The sequence below is a fragment of the Mesorhizobium sp. YL-MeA3-2017 genome (genome assembly GCF_030814575.1).
GTDB lineage: Bacteria > Pseudomonadota > Alphaproteobacteria > Rhizobiales > Rhizobiaceae > Mesorhizobium > Mesorhizobium terrae.
In genome coordinates this window covers 2,937,199-2,959,882 of sequence record NZ_JAUSVH010000001.1, presented here as the reverse complement: position 1 = coordinate 2,959,882, position 22,684 = coordinate 2,937,199, and the positions used below count along the sequence as shown (strand labels likewise).

Here is a 22,684-nt window from a genome sequence, read left to right as displayed (position 1 = left end):
AACCCGCCGATGATGCTACGGCCCGATTCGGGCCGGGTAAGTGATCCGCTTCACATTCATTCCGGCCGGAGCGATGTAAATTGCAGGCTGCGGTCAATCGGCCCTCAGCCTGCCGCGTCGAAGTTTTCCAGCATCCGGCGGTTGACGGATTTGTCGGCAAACGGAACCCATTCGATCCAGCCGCGCCGGAATTTGGGATGCCGTACGCCAAAAATGGCGAGTTCGGCCCGGGCGGCCTCGATCTGCCCGCTGCGGGCGAGCGCACCGATCTTCAGGAACCGTGGATAAAAATACTCCTGCGCCAGGGCGAGGGATCTTTCGGCAACGGCGATGACGGCGGGCCAGTCCTCGATCAGCGTGTAGGCGACGGCGAGTTCGCCCAGGCTGTGGAAGCGGTAGGTGTCGAAGGGCGACAACCGGTCGGCACGCTTCAGGATCGGGATCGCATCGTCCGGGCGCGACAGCAAAAGCTGCGCGCTGCCGGCTCCCAGATTGGCCGGCACGAAACTCGGATTGTAGTGCAGCGCCTGCTGCAGGAAATCCAGCGCAAGGTAAGGACGGCCGCGCAGGATCTCAACGAAGCCGAGGAAGGTGTAGGGTCGCGCATCCTGGCTGTCGACGAGCAAGGCGCGCTGGGCGAAATCGCTCACCCTCTCAAGATCGTCGACATTTCCGAAATTGAGCCAGGCACGCCAGAAATACCACCAGGCGAGTTCGTTGAGCACGGCGCTGGAATTGGGGTCTTCGTCAAAAGCCTGCTGGAACAGCTTCAGCGCCGCATCCATGTCTTCCTTGGTGCGGCGCTGCATGTGCCAGCGGCCGCGGCGCACCAGTTGCCAGGTTTCCAGCCGTTCCCACGGAATCTGGAAGGTGCGCACCTGCTCGACGCGATCCACCTCGCGTTCGAGCGTGGAGACGATCTCGCCGCCGAGATCGTCCTGCAGCTTGATCACATGCTCCAGGTCGCGCTCGAAGCGGCCGGACCAGACGACCCGCCCGTTGCTGCTGTCGATCAGGGAGGAGTTGAGGCGAATGCGGCGATCAGAACTGGCGATCGACCCGGTCACCAAATAGCGCGCGCCGAGCAGCTTGCCGATGGCCGCCATGCCCAGCCACTGGTCGCGGAACTGGAAGCTCGAATCGCGCGCGATGACGGGGAGGGACCGCGTTGCCGCCAGGCCATGGATGATGTCGTCGACGATGCCGTCGGCAAGGTAGTCCGTCGACCTGTCCTGGCTGGCGTTCTGGAACGGCAGCACGGCGATCGCCGGCTGAAGATGACCGGCATTGGCGAGGATTTGCTGGACATGCGAGGAGCGCGCCTGGGCGAACGCCGCCGGCGGCGCCTGTGTGGCCGCCGGATTGGCGATCAGGATGCGCACCGGCAAGGCGATGTTCTTGAGCGGCAGCGGGCCGAGATCGGTGAACTCCGCCGAAAGCTTGCCATTGACGTGTTCGAATGTCGTCTCGGTGATGGCGACACCGCCCGGTGGTGAAAACTCCTGCAAGCGCGCCGAGACGTTCACGCAGTCGCCGAAGATGCCGCCCTCGTCGAAAATGACGACGCCCGTGGCGATGCCGATGCGGAACGGCATCCTGAGTTGTTCCGCGACCGAAGCGTTGAGCTTTTCGACACGTGCCTGGGTTTCGAGCGAGGCGCGCAGCGCCTCCACCGGGCTGCCGAACTCCGCCATCATGCTGTCGCCGGCGGCTCCGAACACACGGCCGCCGAATTCGGCAACGGTCTCGGAAATAGCGGACCGACGTTCCTGGAAGATGGCGACAGCGGTTTCCTGGTTCTCGTTCATCAGACGCGAGAACCCGACTGCGTCAATGGCGCAGATCGTTGAAAGCTGCCGTGTCGCCTGATGATCGACCATGCGTGGCGACCCCGATCCCCCAAAATACGGATGAGCAGCACATGCCAGAGCCAGCCGTCCCAAGGCCGATGGCAGATACTTTGAATCGAGTAACGATTAGAAGTACTTCGCCATTGTCCCCCACATGGACAAAGCCTCAGAAAGGCTAACACAGATTTAGGGGACCTGCAAAACCAATACGCGGCGAACGCCCGAGGTTTGGCGGGCATCCCCGGGGATATTTTCCGTGGCCTAGAGAGCGCGATGGCGATCGCGTGAAAGAACAGAAAACTCCGCGGGAACGAGCCCGCGGAGTTCGCCTCCATCGCCTATTCGGCGATATCGACGGTCTCGAAGCGATGCGACCCGAGCGGGTCCATCACATAACCCGACACCTTCTTCGACATCGGCAGCGAAACGGTCGAGTGATCGAGCGTCGCCCACGGCGCCTGTTCTTTGAACAGGACCTGCAGCTGATGGTACATTTTCGTGCGCTCGGCCTGGTCGGAGGTGACGCGCGCCTTCTGCATCAACTCCTCGACCGGCTTGTAGCACCAGTTGGCGAAATTGGCTCCACCGACGCCTGAACAGGCGAAGAAATAGCTGATCAGATTGTCGGGATCGCCATTGTCGCTGGTGGCGCCGAGGATGATGGCGCCGTCGCGGTCCTTGTCGCGGGCCCGTTTCACATACTCGCCCCAGTCGTAGGAGACGATTTCAGCGGTGACCCCGACCTTGGCGAAGTCGGCCTGGATCAGTTCGGCCGTGCGATGCGCGTTGGGCATGTAAGGCCTGCTCACCGGCATCGCCCAGATCTTCATCTTGAGATCCTTGACCCCGGCCCCATCCAGCATCTTCCTAGCTGCCTCGGGATCGTATTTGTCGTCGACGACCGCGTCGTTGTAGCCCCACATGCCGGGCGGCAGCGGGTTTTTGGCCACCTGCCCGGTGCCCTGGAAGATCGCATCGATGATCGCCTGCTTGTTCATCGCCATGTTAAGCGCGCGGCGCACTTCCACCTTGTCGAAGGGTGGCATCAGCGTGTTGTAGGCGAGGTAGGCCACGTTGAGGCCGGGCTTCTCCATGACCGTCAGGTTGGGGTCGACCTTGAGGTCGGCGATGTCGGCCGGTGCCGGGTAGGGCGCGACCTGGCATTCGCCGGCTCGCAAACGCTGGATGCGCGCGGTGGGGTCTATGGTGATCGCGAAGACCAGTTCGTCGAGCTTCGGCTTCTGGCCGAAATAGTCGGGATTGGCCTGGAAGCGGATGACCGCGTCCTGCTGATAGTCGACGAAGCGAAACGGCCCGGTGCCGATCGGCTGCTGGTTCAACTTTTCCTTGGTGCCGGCGGCGGCAAGCTTGTCGGCATATTCCTTCGACATGACGGAGCCGAAATCCATCGCAAGCATAGCCAGAAGCGAACCGGACGGCTGGTTCAGCACGATCTTCACCGTCTGGTCGTCGACCTTGACGATATCCTTGATGAGGGCCTGCATCTCCATGCTCTCGAAAATCTCATAGCTAGAGCCGGCGATGTAGGTGTACCAGGGATCGTTCTTGAGACGCTGGCGGTTGAGCGAGAACAGCACGTCGTCGGCTGTCAGCTCCCGGGTCGGCGTGAAATAGTCCGTGGTCTGGAACTTCACGCCCTTGTGCAGCTTGAAGGTGTATTCGAGCTTGTCGTCCGAGATCGACCAGCTTTCCGCGAGGCCGGGAACGACATTGGTGGTGCCGTTCTCGAATTCGACGAGACGGCTGTAGACAGGCTTGGACGAGGCATCCCAGGTCGAGTTGCTGGAATAGAGCGCCGGATCAAAGCCCTCCGGCGCGCTTTCCGAACAATAGACGAGGCTCTTCGCGAAAGCCTGGCTGGCCAACAGCCCGGACAGGACCGTGATGGCGACACCGGTAGCGAGCTTGGTGACCAACCGGCCGCGCTGCACAATTGTCATGTTCTTTCCCCTTCGTTTCTTGATTGTCGTGTCATCGGCGGGTGGAAAGGCGGCCTTCCTTGATATGCGGGCCGCCCAATGGATGGTTCATTCAACGCGGCCGGCAGTGGTTTCCAGACCGCGACCCTGGCGCCACACCGGATCCGGCCGCGTCCACAGGATGTCGGAGGTGATCAGTTTGGCGACCTCGCGGGCGTGCAGAGCCAGGAACTTTTCGCCCTTCTCGGCCGTGCCCTTGCTGGGAAAACCCCAGGTGCCGGTCTTGGGCGCGCGTTCGGAGAAGGAATAGAAGCGGGAAGCGCCATGCGGTGCCTCGTTCTGCCCGGCCTGCAAGGCTTCGGCCTCCTTGAACTTGTCGGTTTTGACGATGTCTCCGGCGATTGCCAGCATGACCGAAGCCTCGCCTTCGCAGGCATGCTTCGGGCCATCGTCGGCTTCGAACAGGGCGGAGGTTTCCTCCTGCGCCAGGAACCACGGCGTCGTCGCCACGATCGGCATGTCGAACTCGACCGCCAGTTCGCGTATGGCGACCGCCAGCGGATCGACATTGCCGCCATGGCCGTTGACGATAAGCAGGCGGGTGAAGCCGAGTGCCTTCAGCGAGCGGGCGACTGACCGCAGTACGCCGTGATAGGCGGCGTAGTCGAGCGTGATGGTGCCGCCGAAGGGCAGGTGATGTTCACTCATGCCGAGCCAGAGGCCAGGCAGCACCGCCAGCGGCACGTCTTCCGCGACGAGCCTTGCCGCGCGCACGGCCGCTGCAACGGCGCTCGCTGTATCGGTGATGACCGGCAAATGCGGCCCATGCTGCTCCAGCGAACCGACCGGCAGGATGGCCAGTGCGTTGCCGCGCTCGGCGATCGCGCGCAGCTCCGGCGCCGTCATGCGCGCCCATTCCACTTCCCGAGCCATTGCTTTCCTCCTCGAAACGATAATCCCCGGCAACGGCGGGCCACTTCGCGGCCAACCGTCTCCGAAGCTGCCTCCGGCAGATTTTCGTGTCCCAATCCAGCGAAAGGGAATTCCATTTTCCGATACGACAAATGATTTTCCTTGTTGCCGATATTGTCAACGGCTATCGTCGTATCGGCGAACTGGACCAATGATTGGGGATCGATGGCCAAGCACCCGAAACTCGGATCGAACCTGAAGGCGCTGCGCCAGAGACATGGCTGGAAGCTCAGCGATGTCAGCCACAAGACGGGCGTGGCGGTGTCGACGCTGTCCAAGGTCGAGAACGACCAGATGTCGTTGTCCTACGACAAGCTGCTGCAGATCAGCGAAGGGCTTGGCCTGTCGATGGCGGAACTGGTGGCCGAACCGGAAATCCCCGGCCACCCGCTGACCCGGCGATCAGTCAATCTGCAGGGCGACGGGCTGCGGCAAAAAACCCAGAACTACGATTATCTTTACCTCAGCACCGACATCACCAAAAAGCGCATGGTGCCGGTGCTGACGCGCATCACCACCCGCTCGCTGGATGAATTCGGCCCGCTCATCAAACATTCCGGCGAGGAATTCCTCTATGTGCTCGAAGGCACCATTGAGGTGCACACCGAGCATTATGCGCCGGTGCGGCTGGAGAAGGGCGAAAGCATCTACATCGACAGCACCATGGGACATGCCTATCTCGCGGTCAGCGAAGCCGACGGGCTGGTGCTTGCCGTGTGCTCCAGCGCGCAGCCGGACTTCCAGTCGGCGCTGATCGAGATGCTGGATCATTAGAGCGCCGCGCGTCCGTTCGGGCGCGCAAAGGACGCTCTAGCACTTTGAGATGGCGCATGAACCCGAAAATCGATGCCGATTTTCGGGTTCATGCGCCGAGCCGGCGCTTGACGTCGTTTTCAAATTTTGAAAATGCTTAGCGCATAGGAAAACGTCGCGTCGAGATGAAGCCGACGCCAGGAAACATCCGATGACCACACAAGAAACCGGCCACCGGCAGGAGCCAGTCAAGACCGACGTCCTGATCATCGGCGGCGGCATTGCCGGCGCGTCCGTCGGCTACTGGCTGGCGCCGCATCTGAAAACGGTCATGCTCGAGCGCGAGAGCCAGCCCGGTTACCATTCGACGGGCCGCTCGGCCGCGCTGTTCAGCGAAACCTATGGTACGCGCCAGGTCTGCGCGCTGACCAAGGCGAGCCGGGCCTTCCTCGAAACGCCGCCCGCCGGCTTTACGGAGCATCCGATCCTGACGCCGCGCGGCATGCTGGTCGTGGCGTCCGCCGAGCAGGAGCATCTACTGGAAGAACATCAGGAGGCGGCCCGCTCGATCGGCCTCTCCGGCGAGCGGCTCGATTTCGAGGGCGCAAAAGCCTGGATTCCTGTATTGCGCCCCGAAAGCACGGTCGGTGCGGTCTATAATTCAATGGCCGAAGACATCGACGTGCACGCCCTGCACCAGGGCTATCTGCGCGGGTTCAAGCGTGCCGGGGGCACCGTCGTCAACAATGCCGAAGTGACCGCTGCCGAACGGATCGGTGCCGACTGGCGCATCACCGCCTCGGGCAAGGACTATATCGCGCCGATCGTGATCAATGCCGCCGGTGCGTGGGGCGACGAAGTCGGCGCCCTGCTCGGCGCCAAACGGGTCGGGCTGGAGCCGCGCCGGCGCACCGCTTTCGTGTTCGCGCCGCCGGCCGGGCTGGACGTGACCCGCTGGCCGATGTTCATCAGCGCCGACGAGAGCTGCTACATCAAGCCCGATGCCGGCATGCTGCTGGGCTCGCCGGCCAATGCCGATCCGATGCCACCGCAGGACGTGCAGCCGGAAATGGAGGATATCGCCCTCGGCATCCACCGTATCGAGGAGTTGACCACGCTTCCCGTGGGCCGCCCCAGCCGCGTCTGGGCAGGCCTGCGCTCCTTCGTCAGCGACGGAGACCTTGTCGGCGGTTTCGACCCTTCCGTGCCCAGCCTGTTCTGGCTGGTCGCACAAGGCGGCTACGGCATCCAGACATCCGCCGCCATGGGCGAAGCCTGTGCGGCGCTCGTTCGCGGGCAGCCGCTGCCCGGGCGCATCGTCGATTTCGGCCTCGACACGGGCATGCTCGGCCCGGCGCGGCTCGACAGACAGTAAGACCGGCGTCAATCCGGCCCAGCTACCGCTAGACGGCAAATGCAAAAGCCCCGCTCCACATGAGGTGAAGCGGGGTCTTTTTTGTTCATGAAGGCAATCAGCGCGCCGAGAAGCCCGGGGGCGTACGGCCAACGCGCGACTTGCGCGCGGCATAACGTGCGTCGCGCTTAGCCTTGCGTTCGGCCTCGTCGGCCAAAACGCGGGCAATGCGCTCGTTCTCTTCGGCATCGCGCAAGGCAGCTTCCTCGCGTGCCTTCTCTTCGGCTTCCAGCCTTGCAGCCTCGGCAGCCGCTTCACGCGCAGCCTTCTCGGCCGCTTCGCGTGCCAGGCGTTCCTGCTTCAGCCGAGCCTTCTCAGCCTCGCGCACGGCGCGCGCCTCGAGAATCGCCTTGCGTTCGGCCTGACGGGCCAACACCGCGGGGTCGTCTGCTGCGGGTTTCGCCTTGAAGCGCTCCAGAAGCGCCTTCTTTGCCTCGTTCGCGGCATTACGCCGCTCGAAAATGTCTTTTTCCCTGTAGATAGCCAAGTCCAGTTCCCTGAAGTCTATGTGCGCCGCTTACATACGCGCGCAAAGCCAGAGATCAAGCGCCAAAACGGTATGCCAGCCATGAATAGAACGCTTATGTTGCAATGCAACGACATATTAGAGCGCCGCGCGGCCATTCGGACGAGCAAAGGGTACTCCAACACTTTTGAATTTGCGCGTCGTGCTTTCGAAAATTGAACCCGATTTTCGGGCCGATGCGTTAGCGCTGGCATAATCAGTCGGTTTGCTGCCTCATCGGCCCCACCCTATATGCGGTTTCACCATCCAGCGGGGCCTGCCCATGACCGATCTTTCCGTTCTCGACCTGTCGCCGATCATCGAAGGCGGCAGCGCCGCGCAGTCGCTGGCCAACACGCTGGATCTGGCCCGCCATGCCGAACGGCTGGATTACAAGCGCTACTGGCTGGCCGAACACCACAACATGCCCGGCATCGCCAGCGCGGCCACCGCCGTGGTGATCGCCCATGTCGCTGGCGGCACCAACACCATTCGCGTTGGCGCCGGCGGCATCATGCTGCCCAACCATGCACCGCTGGTGATCGCCGAACAATTCGGCACGCTGGCTGCCCTTCATCCCGGCCGCATCGATCTTGGACTGGGCCGCGCGCCGGGCACGGACATGCTGACCGCACGCGCCCTGCGCCGCAATCTCGACGCCGGCGTGGACAGTTTCCCCCGCGACGTCGTCGAACTGATGGCCTATTTCGAAGCTGCGGAAGAAGGCCAGCGCATCCGCGCCGTGCCGGGTGAAGGCGAGGATGTGCCCGTCTGGATCCTCGGCTCCAGCCTATACGGGGCGCAACTCGCCGCCATGCTCGGCCTGCCCTACGCCTTTGCATCGCATTTCGCGCCGGCCGAACTCGACCAGGCACTGGAGGTTTACCGGACGCGGTTCGAACCGTCGAAACAACTCGACAAGCCGCGTGTGATGCTGGGCCTCAACGTCATCGCCGCCCCGACCGACGCCGAGGCGCGGCTGTTGTTCACATCGCTACAGCAGGCTTTCGTCAATCTGCGCAGCGGCCGACCGGGCAAACTGCCGCCGCCGGTCGAGAACTATGACCGCGATCTCGACCCCGTCGCGCGCACCATGCTCAACCAGGCGCTCTCCTGCGCGGTCGTCGGCTCGCCGGAAACGGTGCGGCAAGGTGTCGAGACCTTCATCCAGCGTACCGGGGCGGACGAACTGATGGTGACGGCGCAGGTCTTCGACCATGCGGCACGCGTGCGGTCGTTCGAGATTCTGGCAGACGTGCACCGCGAACTGTCGAAGGCGGCATGACGGCGCAAACGCGCCGTTACTTCACCGCCTGCACCAGTGCTGTGTCAGGGTAACAGGTGGCCGCGCGGCCGTTCTTGGCCTGCCACTCGCCGATCGAGCGCCGGGTCTTGAAGCCGGGCAGCCCATCCGCGCTGCCGACGTCGTAGCCCTTCTTCTCCAACGCGCGCTGCAGGGCTGCGATATCCGAGCGATAGAGCCCGCCGACCGCGCCCCAGTCCGCCGAAAATCGATGATCGCCTTGAGCGATACGGTCGGCGGCGAGGCCAATGAACAGCGCGTAAAGGTCGGACGTATTGTATTCCTTCAACACGTAGAAATTGGGCGTGGCGAGGAACGCCGGACCATTGCGGCCGGCCGGCATCATCAGGAAGCCCTCGGCTTTCTGCTCGCTTGCCGGGAACGCCTTGCCGCCGACACGCTTGATGCCGAGCTTGGCCCATTCCGCGATCGGCTTGCCGCGGTCCGGTCCTTCCAGCGAACACGACACGCTTTCAGGCACCGTCACCTCATAGCCCCAGCCGCGCCCCTTCACCCAGCCATACTGGGTCAGATAGTTGGCGATGGACGCGAGGATGTCCGGCACCGAGTTCCAGATATCGGTCTTGCCGTCGCCGTCGAAATCGACCGCGTGTTTCAGGAAAGACGTCGGCATGAATTGCGGCTGGCCGAGCGCGCCGGCCCAAGAGGATTTCATGGCGCCAACCGGCGCCAGCCCGCGTTGCACGATCTCCAGCGCCGCCAGCAGCTCCTCGCGGAACATGTCCTTGCGTGTCGCCAGAAAGGCCTTGGTGCCGAGCACTTCGAAGGCATCGTACGGCATCTTGGCAGTGCCGAAGCCGCTTTCACGACCCCAGATTGCCAGCAATATCGGCGCCGGAACACCGTAGCGCTTTTCGATCTGGCTGAGCGTGGCGGTATATTTGCCGGCGCGCGCACGGCCGCCGCTTGAGACCGCGCCAACGATCTTTTCGGCGAAATAGGCGCCCGGCGAACCGAATTCGGCCTGATGCTGCTTCTTCGGCGTCTTCGGTTTCTCGCCCGGCAGGACGAGATCGGGCAGCTTGAGGTTGGGCCTCACGCCGTCGAAGGCGGCCTTGAAGGTGGCCTGCGAAATGCCCTTTGCCTTGGCCTCGGGCCAGAGATCGTTCTGCAGCCAAGCGCGGAATTGGTCGTCGACGGACGCGGCGGAGGCGGGGGCCGTCAAACCGGCAACGACCCCGAGCAACAGCAAAAACCTTGCCAGGAAGATGGGCAGGTAGCGAGGGTTCAAACTGTGCATCCGACCCTTCCCCGAAAACCCTGCATCAAAATGCCGTGCGCGACTTCAGCGCTGCTGCCAGCGTGCCCTCGTCGAGATAGTCGAGCTCGCCGCCCACCGGCACGCCATGCGCCAGCCGCGTCACCTTCACCTCGAAGCCGGAGAGCTGGTCGGTGAGATAATGCGCCGTGGTCTGGCCTTCGACGGTGGCGTTGACGGCCAGAATGATCTCCTTGATCGCGCCGGCGGCAACGCGGTCGACCAGCGAACGGATGTTCAGCTGGTCCGGCCCGATGCCGTCCAGGGGCGAGAGCGTGCCGCCGAGCACGTGATAGCGGACGTTCATGGCCGAAGCCCGTTCCAGCGCCCAAAGGTCGGAGACGTCCTCGACCACGATCAACGTCGCATCGTCGCGGCGCGGATCGGTGCAGATCATGCAGGGGTCTGCGGTATCGACATTGCCGCAATTCGAGCAGATGCGCACCTTTTCCGCTGCCTCGCTCATGGCACCAGCGAGCGGCGACAGCAGCTGATCCTTCTTCTTGATAAGGTGCAACGCGGCGCGGCGTGCCGAACGCGGGCCAAGTCCCGGCACCTTGGCCAGAAGCTGGATCAGGCGTTCGATCTCGGGACCGGCGATTCGCTTGGACATCGCACCGATGTAGGATTTTTCCAGCCGGTTTGAAACTGAAAGCCGCGCGCGTCCGCAACGATGCGGACGGAAACCGCCATCCGAACGGAGACGCCGGTCAGGCCGGCGCGCCGATCATTGCAGCGGACGGCTCTCGCTCATGATGAGCGCGCCGATGGCGTCGGTATTGTCCGGCGTCGACTGGAACGACATCACCGGCTGCGGTTCAGCCATCGAAGCGGAGGCCATGATCGGAGCCGGTCGTTCGCTCGGCACAGCCGAAGCGGTGATCACCGGCAACGGCGCCGGCTCGGCCGAAGCCATCACCACGGGCGCGGTCACGGCAGCTTTTGTCGCCTTGGTCGTCGCGAAGGCGGTGGCTGTCGACGTGCTCGACACGACCGGTGCCGCCGGCGTCGCCATGGCGATGGCAACCGGGTTCTCGTCCGGCAGCGGCTGCCAGTTGCGGCCGCGCTTTTCGTAGAAGGCGTTGCCGCCGGCAACCAGCACATAATGCATATTGTTGTAAGGGAACTTCAGCCCCGCCGTGTGGAAGTACATCGAGTTCTTCAGCTTGGTGGAGCGCTCACCGTTGAGCACGGCCTCGGCCGCCGCCTGCACGTCCGGCATGGCACGGGAATTCATGCGGCGCGTCATCACGCCGGGCGCGAACTGGCCACGCTCGCCGACAACCGTGCAGACGTCGTTGCCATGCTTGCCGGACCGCAGGCGGTTCATCACCACGGTGCCGACGGCGACCATGCCATCGCGGCTGGAACGGTTCGATTCGAAGAACATCGCGCGCGACAGGCATTCCTTATCGCGGGCGGAATAACGGTAGGGGCGAACCTTGGAGCTCGGCGCGACCGAATCGGTGAATTTGGTCACCGACATGCCGTGGCTACCGGTTGTCTGGCTGCAGGCGGCCAACAAAAGGGGCGCCAGAACCACCGTTCCCAGAACGAACGGTCTTTTCCATCGCTTGGCGATCAACAAACGTCCCTCATTTTCGCGCCGCCTTGTCCCCAGGATATGCGGCAAGAATGAGACACTTTCGGGCAAAAAGATGGCCAAAGGCTTACTTTGGCAAACAGAGTGAACAATTCGTGGATTTTACCGGCGTGCCACAGCTGTTACTGAAGGGTTAATACCAATGTATGACTAATTGTTACACTCTGTAATAAAGCGAGAACGAGAGAATTGATGAAGATTTTCTGTTCCAATTCTCTCGCTATTATTATGGTATATTGTCTTGCCGCTTAAAACGGCAGTTTCATACCGGGCGGTAGCGGCAGGCCGGCAGTCAAAGCCTTGGTCTTTTCCTGCATCACCTGCTCGACCTTCGTCTTGGCGTCGTTGTGTGCTGCCAGCACGAGGTCTTCCAGAATTTCGGCCTCGCCTTCCTTCAACAACGACGGATCGATTTTCAAAACCTTCATCTCGAACTTGCCGGTCAGCGTGATGCTGACCAGACCGCCACCGGATTGACCGGTGGCTTCGAGACCAGCGATCTCCTCCTGCATGGTCTGGAACTTGGCCTGCATTTCCTTTGCCTTGCCCATCAGGCCGAGCAGATCTTTCATCGTCTTGTCCTTCTCAAATATCGGTATCGTCGTCGGCCACGGGTTCCGACGGCAGATTTTCGTCCGCGTCGTCGCCACCGGGGGCATCGGGAATGCGCACGTCGATGATCTTTGCGCCGGGGAACCGGGCGAGGATCGCTGCCACGGCCGGATCGGCGCGCGCATCGGAGATGGCGCTTTCACGCCGCGCGGATTCGGCTTCGGCCATGGTCGGGCCGCCCTCTTCCTTCGACAGCGACACCAGCCAGCTGCGGCCGGTCCAGGCCCGCAGCTTCGAGGTCATGTCGTTCAGCAACATCTTCGGAGCGTCGGGCGTCAGCGTCACGTCGATACGGCCCAGCTCGAATCGCACCGGCCTGACATAACGCTTGACCAGCACCTTGAAAGCGATGTCGCGGTTTTGATCGGCGAGGGAGACGATGTCGGCCAGCGATTTGACCGACACAGTCTGCTGTTCCTGCACCGGTTCCGGTGCGGGCACAAAGGCCGGCGCGGCGACAGGCTCGACGAGCCGCATGGTCTGGCCACCGCCGGACGTAACCGGCATGCGCGTCGACGCCATTGCAGCAGCGGAGGCTGTATTGCCGCCACCGTTGGGAGTTGGGCTGCCATTGGCACGCGCCGTCGCGGACGATAGCGGCAGGCCGGCTTCCAGCGATTTCAAGGCCTCGTCGAGCGTTGGCAGATCGGCGGCATGGGCAAGCCTGATCAGCACCATTTCGGCGGCACTCACCGGGCGGTTGGAGTTCTGCACCTCCGGAATGCCCTTGAGCAGCATCTGCCAGCTGCGCGACAGCACGCGCACGGAGAGCGTTTGCGAGAACTCGAGGCCGCGCACGCGCTCGTCCTCGCTCAGCGCCGCATCGTCCGCGGCGCCCGGCACGAAGCGCAGGCGCGTAACCAGGTGATTGAATTCCGCAAGATCGGTGAGAACGGCGGCCGGATCGGCGCCGACATCGTAGAGCGCCCGCAAGCCTTGCAGGGCCGAAGCGACGTCGCCCTTCATGACCTGTTCGAACAGGTCGACGATACGGGCCCTGTCGGCAAGGCCGAGCATCGAGCGCACCGCCTCCGCCGTGACATTGCCGGCGCTGTGGGCAATCGCCTGATCGAAGATTGACTGGGCATCGCGCATCGAGCCTTCGGCGGCGCGCGCGACCATGGCGAGCGCGTCGTCCTCGACCTCGATCTGTTCGAGCCCGGCGATACGCCGAAGGTCGGCCTTGATCATGGCGGCATCGATGCGGCGCAGGTCGAAACGCTGGCAACGCGACAAAACCGTGATCGGCACCTTGCGAATCTCGGTGGTGGCGAAGATGAATTTTACATGCGGCGGCGGCTCTTCCAGCGTCTTCAGCAGGCCATTGAAGGCCTGCGTCGACAACATGTGAACCTCGTCGATGATGTAGACCTTGTAGCGGGCCGAGACGGGCGCATAGCGCACGCGGTCGATGATGTCGCGAATGTCGTCGATACCGGTGTGGGAGGCGGCGTCCATCTCGATGACATCGACATGGCGGCCTTCCATGATCGCGTGGCAGTGTTCGCCCGGCACGGAAAGATCGACGGAGGGGCGGTCTATTTCGGCCGTTTTATAGTTGAGGGCGCGCGCAAGAATACGCGCGGTGGTTGTCTTTCCCACGCCGCGTACGCCGGTCAGCATCCAGGCCTGCGCGATACGGCCGGTGGAGAACGCATTGGTCAGCGTCCGCACCATCGGCTCCTGGCCGATCAGTTCCGAAAAATTGGACGGGCGGTATTTGCGCGCCAGGACACGGTAGCCGCCGGGGGCTTTTTCCGGTGCGGATTTGTTTCCGGCTTCGCTCATCCGCCCTCAATGCTCCCTGGAGCCTGTTCCCGCAAAAGAGTTTCACCCGCTGAACTGCGCGTCGTCATTGTTAGCGACAGAAGGACCGCGGGAGAAGGGCGAAGAAGGCGGGAGGCTGGAACAATGACCCGTTCCGGGCTCGTTAGGGCTGCTTCCTTCCGGACCTGACCCGGTTGGCGAGTGGATCGTCCACCACCAACCTCCCACCCCCATATCGGCAATTTGGCGGCGGAATGCAAGGGTGGAGTGCCATGACAGATCATTGGGGCAGGGCAAGGAAGTGCTTGCGGCGGGCTCTGCGCCGTTTTAGCCTTCCTCCAAACCTCTGGGGGAATGCCGATGCTGCCTGGCCTGAAGGCCGGATTTTCGCTGGATGCCCGGTTGGAGGCAGACAGCGAACAATTGTTGTGGCTCGGCCTGTGCGAACTGCGCATCATGAACGACTGCCGCTGGCCCTGGCTCATCCTGGTGCCACAACGGCACGGCATCGAGGAATTGCATGACCTGACGCCGCTCGACCAGGCGATGCTGACCTTCGAAGCCAATATGGTGGGGCAAGCGCTGAAGCGGGCGACCGGCTGCACCAAGATCAACACCGGCGCCCTCGGCAACATCGTCCGGCAGCTCCATCTCCATGTCATCGCCCGCAACGAGGGCGACCCTGGCTGGCCGGGCCCGGTCTGGGGCCACGGCTTGCGTGAGCCTTACAAACGGTCCGACCTTCACCGGTTTGCCGAACAGGTGAAGGCAGCGCTATAAATCGCGGACAAAGTCCCCCGACCTCCTGACCTCCGAGTTTCCCCAATGAGCTTCCGCCTGTTCGACGCACCATTGCGCGAGCCCAGCCAGTTCGTCGGTTTTGCCGGCAACCATATCGACCGCCAGTCCGAACACCGTTCCGACGATTGCGTGACGGTTGCGCTGGCCGACCCCCGCGCCCGCATCCTGCCGATGCGGGACGGCCGACTGTATCTCAAGCTCAAGGACGGCGCCTTCGATCCCTGGTTCGACCAGGCCGAGAGCCAGGGCGTCGAGACTCAGCTCGCCGATGCGATTCTGCTCGGTTTTTCCGATGGAACGCCCATCTTGGCGGCGCCGGCGGCGATGGTTCCGGAAGCTCTGCCTGAAACGATCAAGGCGATCGACCATCGCTCCGTCTACATCCAGGGGCTCATCGACGAGGCCGCGCTCGGCGCCCTCGCCCAGGGCGCTGCACTCCTGTCATGGAACGCCAGCCACCGCTTCTGCTCGAAATGCGGCAACCCGTCCGAAATGCGTGCCGGCGGCTACCGGCGCCACTGCCCGGCCTGCGGCACCGACCATTTTCCCCGTACCGATCCGGTGGCGATCATGCTGACCGTGTCGCGTGAACGATGCCTGCTCGGCCGCGGCCCGCATTTTTCGCCCGGCATGTATTCTTCGCTCGCGGGCTTCATCGAGCCCGGCGAGACGATCGAAGCCGCCGTGCGCCGCGAAACGCTGGAAGAGGCCGGCATCCGGCTTGGCCGCGTTGTCTACCACGCAAGCCAGCCCTGGCCGTTCCCCTATTCGTTGATGATCGGCTGTTTCGGCGAGGCGCTGAACGAGGACATCCAGCCCGATCTCAACGAATTGGAGGATTGCCGCTGGTTCTCGCGCGAGGAGACGCGGCAGATGCTGGAGCGAAGGCATCCGGACGGGCTGATGACGCCGCCGCCCGGCGCCATCGCGCATCACCTGATCAAGGCCTGGGTAGACAGCGAAGGCTGAATTGCAGCTGGCGCAACGAAGCTGACGTTCGAGCCCTGCCCGTGACAGGTATCGTTTTGGATGATCGAACCGAGCCGCCGGGCTGGAAATCCACATCCACCACTCCGATATGACGGTTCCGCCGCCACGCGAGCGCGGCCGCTCGATCGACCTGCCAGCCGGAGCCTGCCTTGACGCAACGCCACACGATCAATCCCGACGGGCTGTTCGACAGCCTTCAATATGGTTTCAGCCAGGCGATGATGGTGGAGGGAGGCCGCAGGCTGCTGCTTTCGGGCCAGGTGGGCGTCGACGAGAACGAAAAGACCGTCGAGGGCGGCATCGGCGCGCAAACCGTTAAAGCGCTCGACAATATCGACTATCTGCTGAAGCAGGCGGGTGGCGATCTTTCGCATGTGGTGATGCTGCGCATCTACATCGCCGAGGCGGCGCGGGACGATCAGAGGCCGATCACAGAAGCACTACGCCGCGCTTTCCCAAGCAATCCGCCACCCTCGTCCTGGATCATCGTCACCGGACTGTCCTTGCCGGAATGGCTGATCGAGATCGAAGCGGAAGCCGTGCTGCCCTAGTGGCAGGACCTCAGTCCGCCACTTTCCACTGCTCGCGCGAATCGCTGGCCGGGTAGACACCGAGGATGCGCACTTCCTTGGAGAAGAAGCGCAGCTCCTCCAGCGCGTTCTTCACGCCCGGGTCCTCCGGATGTCCCTCGATGTCGGCGTAGAACAGCGTCGCGGTGAAGGCGCCCAGCTGATAGCTCTCCAGCTTGGTCATGTTGACGCCGTTGGTGGCGAAACCGCCCATGGCCTTGTAGAGCGCGGCCGGCACGTTGCGCACGCGGAAGATGAAGGTCGTCATCATCTTGGCGTCGGGCGAGGGGCGTTCCACCCATTGCTTCGACTTGGTCAGCACGACGAAGCGCGTGACGTTGGAATCGGTATCCTCGACATTCTCTTCCAGGATATCGAGCCCATAGAGGGAGGCGGCGAGCCGTGGCGCCAGCGCCGCCATGGTGCGGTCCTTTATGGCCGCCACCTGCTTGGCGGAGCCGGCGGTATCGCCGGCCACCACCGGCTTCCAGCCATTCTTGCGGATGTATTTGCGGCACTGGCCAAGCGCATGGATATGGCTATGCACGGTCTTGATCTCGGCGCGCTGGACGCCGGGCAGCACCATCAGATGGAAATGGATCGGCAGGAAATATTCGCCGATGATGTGCAGTTTCGATTCCGGCAGAAGGTGATGAATGTCGGCGACGCGCCCGGCGATGGTGTTCTCGATCGGGATCATGGCGAGATCGGCCTTGCCGCTTTCCACCGCGTTGAACGCATCCTCGAAGGTCGGGCAGGGCAGCGGTTCCATCGTCGGGAACATGTTGCGGCAGGCGGTGTCGGAATTGGCGCCCGGTTCGCCCTGGAAAGAGATGCGGTTGGTGGGGGCAGGAGACATGCTTCAACCTTCAGTGTGACAGTATTTCGCGCGCGCGTTCCAGATCCTCGGGCGTATCGACGCCAAGCGGGACCGAGCGGACGATTTCGGCGTCGATGCGCATGCCGGCCTCCAGCGCGCGCAGTTGCTCGAGGCTCTCGCGCTGCTCGAGCGCCGACGGTTTCAGCGCAACAAAGCGCTCCAGCGCGGCGCGGCGATAGGCATAGAGCCCCACGTGGTGATAGAGCGGGCCTTCCCCCCATGGGGCGGTGGCGCGGGTGAAATAGAGCGCCCTGAGCCGGGTTCCGGACAGAGGCGAGCCGACGATCTTGACCACATTCGGGTTGGTCTTTTCTTCCGCGCGCGTGATCTCGACGCCAAGCGTGGCGATGTCGACCGCGCTGTCCTCGAATGGCTTCAACGCAGCGCCGATGATGCCCGGCTCGATGGTCGGCAGGTCGCCCTGCACGTTGACGACCGTCTCGACCTCGCCTTTCGGATCAAGCGCGGTCAGCGCCTCGAAGATGCGGTCCGAGCCGGACTGGTGGTCGGCGCGGGTCATCACCGCCTCGAAGCCATGGGCGCGAACGGCCTGTGCCACCGCCTCGGTGTCGGTCGCCACCGCGACACGGCCGAGCCCCGCCTCGGCGGCGCGGGCCGCGACATGAACGATCATCGGCTTGCCGGCTATGTCGGCCAGCGGCTTGCCCGGCAGACGGGTGGAGGCCATGCGGGCCGGAATCAGGATCAAGGTGGACATGGATGACGCGGAACTGGGATGGGTAAGGCGGAAAGTGGCAAAAGGTCTCACTGGAAGCGCCCTTATAGGTGTTGCAACCGAATAGCAAAAGACCTAGTTTCCGCCCGATTTGGCCCCCTCGACGGGGAGGGTCTCGATACCGACGGCCGGAAGGACGGAACGGTCCGCCGGAAAAGGGAGCTGGGGTGCATGGATTCCAACGAAGTCAACAAGATACTGGCCGGCCTGCTGGGAACCGTGTTCGTGGTCTTCTCGGTCGGTATCGTCTCCGACTCGCTGTTCGCCGCACCCAAGCCCGCGAAGCCCGGCTTCACGATCGAGGCGGCTGAGCCCGAAGCAGCCGGTGGTGGCGCCAAGGAAGTCAAGGCCGCCAAGCCGGTCGCCGAGCTTCTGGCCGCGGGCACTGCCGACGCCGGTGCCGCCGTTTTCAAGAAGTGCCAGGCCTGCCACAGCGGCGAAAAGGGCGGCCCCAACAAGGTCGGTCCGGACCTGTGGGACATCGTCAACCGCCCGGTTGCCCATCATGAAGGCTTCGCCTATTCGGCCGGCATGAAGGATTTCGCCAAGGGTGGCGATACCAAGTGGAGCTTCGAGAACCTCAACCATTTCCTGACTTCGCCGAAGGGCTTCGTGAAGGGCACCGCCATGGGCTTCGCCGGCCTGCCCAAGGACGAGGACCGCGGTAACCTGCTTGCCTATCTGCGCACGCTTTCCGACAGCCCGGCAGCGCTGCCGGAAGCCGGTGCCGCGCCGGCAGCCACGCCTGCTTCCGCCCCGGCGGATGCCAAGCCGGCCGAGGCAAAGCCCGCGCAGTGACGGATTTATCCTAGCAATGATCACGAAAAAGCCGGGTTCACCCCGGCTTTTTTGTTGTTCGCGGGCAAGAAGCTGGTCTCCGCCGGTTTCGGCTGACCGCGAATAAGCTAAAGTGCCGGCACGAACCGCCAGCCATAGGCAGAAGGATCACGAATGCAGCGTTTCCGGCTCGGTATGCCCTTGAAGTTCCTGGCGGCGGGTGCCGCCCTTGTCATCGGCATCCAGGCGGCATCGGCCGACGAATGGCGCACCACATCCTCGCTGCTCGGCGAATCGAAATACGGCGAGAATTTCCAGCGCTACGACTTCGTCAATCCTGACGCGCCCAAAGGCGGCACGCTGAATTCGACCGTCGTGGGCAGCTTCGACAGCTTCAATCCCTACATCGTTCAAGGCTCGCCGGCAGCTGGCTTCGCGGCGTTCGGCGGCGGCCTGCTTTATGACACGCTGATGGAACAGGCGATCGACGAAGGCAGCGTCAGCCATCCGCTGGTCGCGGAAGCCTACAAATACCCGGCGGACTATTCGTCAGCCACCTACCGCCTCGATCCGCGCGCGAAATGGCACGACGGCAAGCCGATCACCGTCGACGACGTAATCTGGTCGTTCAACGTGCTGAAGGCGAACAGCCCGATGTACAACCGCTATTTCGACAACGTCACCGAGGCGGTGGCGGTCGGCGACCGCGAGGTGGAATTCCGCTTCAACCAGAAGGGCAACCGCGAACTGCCCAAGATCATGGGCGACCTTGCCATCCTGCCGAAGCATTGGTGGGAAGGCACGGACGCCAAGGGCAACAAGCGCGACGTGACCAAGCCGACGCTGGAAATTCCGCTCGGCTCCGCTGCCTACAGGGTGAAAAGCTTCAAGGCCGGCGCCGAAATCGTCTGGGAACGGGTTCCCGATTACTGGGGAGCCAAACTGCCGGTGAAGATCGGCCGCGAGAATTTCGACACCAAGCGCTATGTCTATTTTCTCGATGACAGCGCTGCCTGGCTTGCCTTCACCAAGGGCGGGCTGGAAGACATCAACGCTGAAAACAGCGCCCGAGGCTGGATGACAAAATACGACTTCCCGGCACTGAAAGCCGGCGACGTCATCAAGAAGGAGTTCAAGGCCACCTCGCTGCAACGCATGCAGGGTTTCGGAATCAACACACGCCGGCCGCTGTTCCAGGATCGGCACGTGCGCCAGGCGCTGTCTTATCTCTACGATTTCGACACCATCAATCGCACCCAGTCCTTCGGGCTGAACACCCGCATCACCAGCTACTTCATCGGCAGCGAGGAGCTGGCCTCCAGCGGCCTGCCACAGGGCAAGGAGCTGGAAATCCTCAATCAATACAAGGACAAGCTTTCGCCGAAGCTCTTTACTGACGAATTCAAGATCCCCGCCTTCGATACGCCGCAGGCCGAGCGCAAGGTGTTGAAGGCCGCCGTGGACCTGTTCGCCCAGGCAGGATGGGCGATCAAGGACGGCAAGATGGTCAACACCAAGACCGGCCAGCCCTTCGCCTTCGAGATTCTCGACTTCCGGCAAGGCGCCGAGGCGACGCTCAATCCCTATGTCGCCATGCTGCGCAAGATCGGCATCGTCGCCACGCTGCGCTTCGTCGACAGCAGCCAGTACGTCAACCGCGTCCGCAATTTCGACTTTGACATGACGACCGTGGTGCTGCCGCAATCGGACTCCCCCGGCAACGAGCAGCGCGATTACTGGTCGTCAAAGGCAGCCGACTCGCCCGGTTCGCGCAATTATTCCGGCATCAAGGATCCGGTCGTCGATGCGCTGGTCGATCGCGTTATCTTCGCTTCCAACCGGGAAGATCAGGTTGCCGCGACCCGGGCGCTCGACCGCGTGCTGTTGTGGAATTTCTACGTGGTGCCACAGTTTTCGCGCCCGAATGTATGGCTGGCCTACTGGAACAAATTCGGCATTCCCGACAAGCAGCCGACCTATGTCGGGCCGGATCTCGATTCCTGGTGGATCGACGTCGATAAGGAAAAGGCGCTGGCCGCCAAATACAAGGGCCTCAATTGATGGCGGGCCCTTCCCGCCGCGAAGTGCTGGCGCTTGGCGCAGCGACCGCCGCAGCGACACTTCTGCCGAGCCGGGTCTTCGCCGCCAGCCCGACACAAACACCCCTTTACGGGCTCTCTGCCTTCGGCGACCTCAAATATGCGGTCAGTTTCAAGAACTTCGACTATGTGAACCCGGACGCTCCGAAGGGCGGCACGTTCAACTTCGCGCCGTCCAGCTGGGTGTTCAACCAGAACCCGCAGACCTTCAACACGCTGAATTCGTTCATTCTCAAGGGCGACGCGCCGCCCCGGATGGAACTGTGCTTCGATTCGCTCATGGCATCGGCGCTGGACGAGCCCGATTCATCGTACAGTCTGGTCGCCGAGACGGTGACGATTGCACCTGACCGCAATTCCTTCACCTTCAAGCTCAGGCCCGAAGCGCGTTTCCACGACGGTTCGCCGCTCACCGCGGAAGATGCCGCTTTCAGCTACAAGCTTCTGAAGACGGACGGCGCTCCGGATTTCTCCATTCCGCTCGCGCATCTCGCTGATGCCATCGCCGACGACAAGCAGACGCTGCGCCTGGTTTTCGACGGCAAACAGACCGAACGTCTCATCCTCTCGCTGATTGGCTTTCCGATCCTGTCCAAGGCCGATATCGAGGCCAATGGGTTCAAGGGCGGCATGCGTCCGTTGCTTGGCTCCGGCGCCTACAGGGTCGGCAAGGTGGCTGCCGGCCAGACCATCGAATATGAGCGCGTCGCCGATTATTGGGGCAAGGACTTGCCGGTAAATCGCGGCCAGAACAATTTCGACCGTATCCGCATCGATTTTTATCTCGAACGCCGCGCCAATTTCGAGGCTCTCAAGAAAGGCGACGTCTTCTTTCGCGAGGAATCCGTCTCGCGCAGCTGGGCGATCGACTATGATTTTCCGGCCGTCAAGGAAGGCAGGGTCGTCAAGCGCGAGTTCCCGACCGAGAAACGGCCGCGCATGCAGGCCATGGCGCTCAATCAGCGTCGCGACCGTTTTCACGACATCAAGGTGCGCGAGGCGATCGGCTTCTGCTTCGACTTCGAGTGGACGCAGCGGAACTTCTTCTACGGTCTCTACCAGCGCTCGCAATCGCTGTTCGAACTTTCCGATTATCGCGCCGAAGGCAAGCCGACCGCCGCCGAACTCGCCTTGATGGAGCCGTTGCGTGGCAAGGTTCCTGAAGAAGCATTCGGCGAGGCGGTGATGCAGCCGGTCTCCGACGGTTCGGGCCGAGACCGCAAGATGCTCGGCACCGCGTCAAGGCTGCTCGCCGAAGCCGGCTGGAAGCGTAATGGCGCCTTTGTCCAGAACGACAAGGGCGAAACGCTGACCCTGGAATTGCTGACCGACGAGGAGGTGTTTTCGCGCGTCCTCTCGCCTTTCGTCGAAAATATGCGCGCCATCGGCATAGACGCCACCTTCCGCATCGTCGACACGCCGCAATATCAGCGGCGCCTTTCGGCGTTCGATTTCGACCTGGTCGTGGTCGCGTTTCAGTTTTCACCGACGCCGACGAAGGACGACATGGAACAGTTCTTCCATTCGCGCAGTGCCGCGATGCCAGGCACCCGGAACTACGCCGGCGTCGCGGACCCGGCCGTCGACGCACTGATCGACGCGGTTGGTGTTGCCAAGGACCGGCAAAGCCTGGTCGTTGCCATGCACGCGCTCGATCGGGTCTTGCGCGCGCGGCACGACTGGATTCCAAACTATCTCAACGCGAATCACTGGGTGGCGTTCTGGGACATGTTCGGCTTCAAGGAGCCGAAACCGGACTATGCCTTCCCGGTGGAGACGCTTTGGTGGCTGGATAAGGACAAGGCGGCGAAGATTGGCAAAGCCTGACGGTTTG

General features: G+C 62.8%; 20 protein-coding genes and 1 other RNA gene. 9 read left to right on the top strand and 12 right to left on the bottom strand.

The window, feature by feature from the left end; all coding sequences use genetic code 11:
- Positions 1 to 104: 104 nt before the first annotated feature.
- The 3 genes from QFZ88_RS14205 to QFZ88_RS14195 all read right to left on the bottom strand — a co-directional run bounded on the left by QFZ88_RS14205 (position 105) and on the right by QFZ88_RS14195 (position 4,723).
- Positions 105 to 1,880, bottom strand: coding sequence for an adenylate/guanylate cyclase domain-containing protein (locus QFZ88_RS14205; RefSeq protein ID WP_024923375.1), 1,776 nt, complete (start codon positions 1,878 to 1,880; stop codon positions 105 to 107).
- Positions 1,881 to 2,188: 308 nt separating this feature from the next.
- Positions 2,189 to 3,811, bottom strand: coding sequence for an ABC transporter substrate-binding protein (locus QFZ88_RS14200; RefSeq protein ID WP_024923374.1), 1,623 nt, complete (start codon positions 3,809 to 3,811; stop codon positions 2,189 to 2,191).
- An 87-nt stretch (positions 3,812 to 3,898) separates the two neighbouring features.
- On the bottom strand, positions 3,899 to 4,723 hold the full coding sequence (locus QFZ88_RS14195) for a creatininase family protein (RefSeq protein ID WP_024923373.1): 825 nt from the start codon (positions 4,721 to 4,723) through the stop codon (positions 3,899 to 3,901).
- 204 nt (positions 4,724 to 4,927) lie between these two features.
- Here QFZ88_RS14195 and QFZ88_RS14190 point away from each other — a divergent pair, with 204 nt between their 5' ends.
- Both QFZ88_RS14190 and QFZ88_RS14185 read left to right on the top strand, forming a co-directional pair.
- Positions 4,928 to 5,536, top strand: coding sequence for a helix-turn-helix domain-containing protein (locus QFZ88_RS14190; protein WP_024923372.1), 609 nt, complete (start codon positions 4,928 to 4,930; stop codon positions 5,534 to 5,536).
- A 190-nt stretch (positions 5,537 to 5,726) separates the two neighbouring features.
- Positions 5,727 to 6,890, top strand: a complete 1,164-nt coding sequence (locus QFZ88_RS14185; protein WP_024923371.1) for an NAD(P)/FAD-dependent oxidoreductase — start codon at positions 5,727 to 5,729, stop codon at positions 6,888 to 6,890.
- A gap of 97 nt (positions 6,891 to 6,987) precedes the next feature.
- On the opposite strand, the gene QFZ88_RS14180 is transcribed toward QFZ88_RS14185, so the two are convergent.
- The gene (locus QFZ88_RS14180; RefSeq protein WP_024923370.1) at positions 6,988 to 7,416 is read right to left on the bottom strand and encodes a DUF6481 family protein; all 429 of its coding nucleotides are present in this window, start codon (positions 7,414 to 7,416) and stop codon (positions 6,988 to 6,990) included.
- A gap of 301 nt (positions 7,417 to 7,717) precedes the next feature.
- Between QFZ88_RS14180 and QFZ88_RS14175 the strand changes: the two genes are divergently transcribed.
- On the top strand, positions 7,718 to 8,719 hold the full coding sequence (locus QFZ88_RS14175) for an LLM class flavin-dependent oxidoreductase (protein WP_024923369.1): 1,002 nt from the start codon (positions 7,718 to 7,720) through the stop codon (positions 8,717 to 8,719).
- Between the two features lie 16 nt (positions 8,720 to 8,735).
- Here QFZ88_RS14175 and QFZ88_RS14170 read toward each other — a convergent pair whose 3' ends face one another.
- The 6 genes from QFZ88_RS14170 to ffs form a co-directional block, all read right to left on the bottom strand.
- Entirely contained in the window at positions 8,736 to 9,998 is a 1,263-nt protein-coding gene (locus QFZ88_RS14170; protein WP_024923368.1) for a lytic murein transglycosylase, read from the bottom strand.
- Positions 9,999 to 10,023: 25 nt separating this feature from the next.
- A complete protein-coding gene (recR, locus tag QFZ88_RS14165; protein ID WP_036254971.1) occupies positions 10,024 to 10,629 on the bottom strand; it encodes a recombination mediator RecR in 606 nt (201 codons plus the stop codon).
- Between the two features lie 114 nt (positions 10,630 to 10,743).
- Positions 10,744 to 11,601: a cell wall hydrolase gene (locus QFZ88_RS14160; RefSeq protein ID WP_036255001.1), complete on the bottom strand. Its 858-nt coding sequence runs from the start codon at positions 11,599 to 11,601 to the stop codon at positions 10,744 to 10,746.
- A 266-nt stretch (positions 11,602 to 11,867) separates the two neighbouring features.
- A complete protein-coding gene (locus tag QFZ88_RS14155) occupies positions 11,868 to 12,191 on the bottom strand; it encodes a YbaB/EbfC family nucleoid-associated protein (protein WP_024923367.1) in 324 nt (107 codons plus the stop codon).
- A 13-nt stretch (positions 12,192 to 12,204) separates the two neighbouring features.
- On the bottom strand, positions 12,205 to 14,019 hold the full coding sequence (locus QFZ88_RS14150) for a DNA polymerase III subunit gamma/tau (RefSeq protein WP_024923366.1): 1,815 nt from the start codon (positions 14,017 to 14,019) through the stop codon (positions 12,205 to 12,207).
- A 107-nt stretch (positions 14,020 to 14,126) separates the two neighbouring features.
- An RNA gene (gene ffs, locus QFZ88_RS14145) (signal recognition particle sRNA small type) lies at positions 14,127 to 14,223 on the bottom strand.
- A 135-nt stretch (positions 14,224 to 14,358) separates the two neighbouring features.
- Here ffs and QFZ88_RS14140 point away from each other — a divergent pair.
- From QFZ88_RS14140 to QFZ88_RS14130, 3 genes are all read left to right on the top strand, one after another.
- The gene (locus QFZ88_RS14140) at positions 14,359 to 14,778 is read left to right on the top strand and encodes an HIT domain-containing protein (RefSeq protein ID WP_024923365.1); all 420 of its coding nucleotides are present in this window, start codon (positions 14,359 to 14,361) and stop codon (positions 14,776 to 14,778) included.
- Positions 14,779 to 14,823: 45 nt separating this feature from the next.
- Entirely contained in the window at positions 14,824 to 15,768 is a 945-nt protein-coding gene (nudC, locus tag QFZ88_RS14135) for an NAD(+) diphosphatase (RefSeq protein WP_024923364.1), read from the top strand.
- A 170-nt stretch (positions 15,769 to 15,938) separates the two neighbouring features.
- Positions 15,939 to 16,340 (top strand): RidA family protein, encoded by a 402-nt coding sequence (locus QFZ88_RS14130; protein WP_024923363.1) that lies wholly within the window; start codon positions 15,939 to 15,941, stop codon positions 16,338 to 16,340.
- A 10-nt stretch (positions 16,341 to 16,350) separates the two neighbouring features.
- On the opposite strand, the gene QFZ88_RS14125 is transcribed toward QFZ88_RS14130, so the two are convergent.
- The gene (locus tag QFZ88_RS14125; RefSeq protein ID WP_024923362.1) at positions 16,351 to 17,217 is read right to left on the bottom strand and encodes a prephenate dehydratase; all 867 of its coding nucleotides are present in this window, start codon (positions 17,215 to 17,217) and stop codon (positions 16,351 to 16,353) included.
- Positions 17,218 to 17,227: 10 nt separating this feature from the next.
- Positions 17,228 to 17,956, bottom strand: coding sequence for a 3-deoxy-manno-octulosonate cytidylyltransferase (locus tag QFZ88_RS14120; RefSeq protein WP_024923361.1), 729 nt, complete (start codon positions 17,954 to 17,956; stop codon positions 17,228 to 17,230).
- Positions 17,957 to 18,145: 189 nt separating this feature from the next.
- On the opposite strand from QFZ88_RS14120, the gene QFZ88_RS14115 reads away from it, so the two are divergent.
- From QFZ88_RS14115 to QFZ88_RS14105, 3 genes are all read left to right on the top strand, one after another.
- Positions 18,146 to 18,772, top strand: coding sequence for a c-type cytochrome (locus QFZ88_RS14115; protein ID WP_024923360.1), 627 nt, complete (start codon positions 18,146 to 18,148; stop codon positions 18,770 to 18,772).
- A 153-nt stretch (positions 18,773 to 18,925) separates the two neighbouring features.
- A complete protein-coding gene (locus QFZ88_RS14110; RefSeq protein WP_024923359.1) occupies positions 18,926 to 20,812 on the top strand; it encodes an extracellular solute-binding protein in 1,887 nt (628 codons plus the stop codon).
- Positions 20,812 to 22,677, top strand: a complete 1,866-nt coding sequence (locus QFZ88_RS14105; RefSeq protein WP_024923358.1) for an extracellular solute-binding protein — start codon at positions 20,812 to 20,814, stop codon at positions 22,675 to 22,677. The genes QFZ88_RS14110 and QFZ88_RS14105 overlap by 1 nt, the downstream gene beginning before the upstream one ends.
- Positions 22,678 to 22,684: the final 7 nt, after the last annotated feature.

Excerpts from the sequence above, each read along its gene's own strand:
- QFZ88_RS14205 (WP_024923375.1), bottom strand. The coding sequence starts at position 1,880 with ATGGTCGATCATCAGGCGACACGGCAGCTTTCAACGATCTGCGCCATT.
- QFZ88_RS14120 (WP_024923361.1), bottom strand. The coding sequence starts at position 17,956 with ATGTCCACCTTGATCCTGATTCCGGCCCGCATGGCCTCCACCCGTCTG.
- QFZ88_RS14170 (WP_024923368.1), bottom strand. The coding sequence starts at position 9,998 with ATGCACAGTTTGAACCCTCGCTACCTGCCCATCTTCCTGGCAAGGTTT.
- QFZ88_RS14175 (WP_024923369.1), top strand. The coding sequence starts at position 7,718 with ATGACCGATCTTTCCGTTCTCGACCTGTCGCCGATCATCGAAGGCGGC.
- nudC (WP_024923364.1), top strand. The coding sequence starts at position 14,824 with ATGAGCTTCCGCCTGTTCGACGCACCATTGCGCGAGCCCAGCCAGTTC.
- QFZ88_RS14190 (WP_024923372.1), top strand. The coding sequence starts at position 4,928 with ATGGCCAAGCACCCGAAACTCGGATCGAACCTGAAGGCGCTGCGCCAG.
- QFZ88_RS14125 (WP_024923362.1), bottom strand. The coding sequence starts at position 17,217 with ATGTCTCCTGCCCCCACCAACCGCATCTCTTTCCAGGGCGAACCGGGC.
- QFZ88_RS14200 (WP_024923374.1), bottom strand. The coding sequence starts at position 3,811 with ATGACAATTGTGCAGCGCGGCCGGTTGGTCACCAAGCTCGCTACCGGT.
- QFZ88_RS14155 (WP_024923367.1), bottom strand. The coding sequence starts at position 12,191 with ATGAAAGATCTGCTCGGCCTGATGGGCAAGGCAAAGGAAATGCAGGCC.
- QFZ88_RS14150 (WP_024923366.1), bottom strand. The coding sequence starts at position 14,019 with ATGAGCGAAGCCGGAAACAAATCCGCACCGGAAAAAGCCCCCGGCGGC.
- QFZ88_RS14105 (WP_024923358.1), top strand. The coding sequence starts at position 20,812 with ATGGCGGGCCCTTCCCGCCGCGAAGTGCTGGCGCTTGGCGCAGCGACC.
- QFZ88_RS14140 (WP_024923365.1), top strand. The coding sequence starts at position 14,359 with ATGCTGCCTGGCCTGAAGGCCGGATTTTCGCTGGATGCCCGGTTGGAG.
- recR (WP_036254971.1), bottom strand. The coding sequence starts at position 10,629 with ATGTCCAAGCGAATCGCCGGTCCCGAGATCGAACGCCTGATCCAGCTT.
- QFZ88_RS14110 (WP_024923359.1), top strand. The coding sequence starts at position 18,926 with ATGCAGCGTTTCCGGCTCGGTATGCCCTTGAAGTTCCTGGCGGCGGGT.
- QFZ88_RS14185 (WP_024923371.1), top strand. The coding sequence starts at position 5,727 with ATGACCACACAAGAAACCGGCCACCGGCAGGAGCCAGTCAAGACCGAC.
- QFZ88_RS14195 (WP_024923373.1), bottom strand. The coding sequence starts at position 4,723 with ATGGCTCGGGAAGTGGAATGGGCGCGCATGACGGCGCCGGAGCTGCGC.
- QFZ88_RS14115 (WP_024923360.1), top strand. The coding sequence starts at position 18,146 with ATGGATTCCAACGAAGTCAACAAGATACTGGCCGGCCTGCTGGGAACC.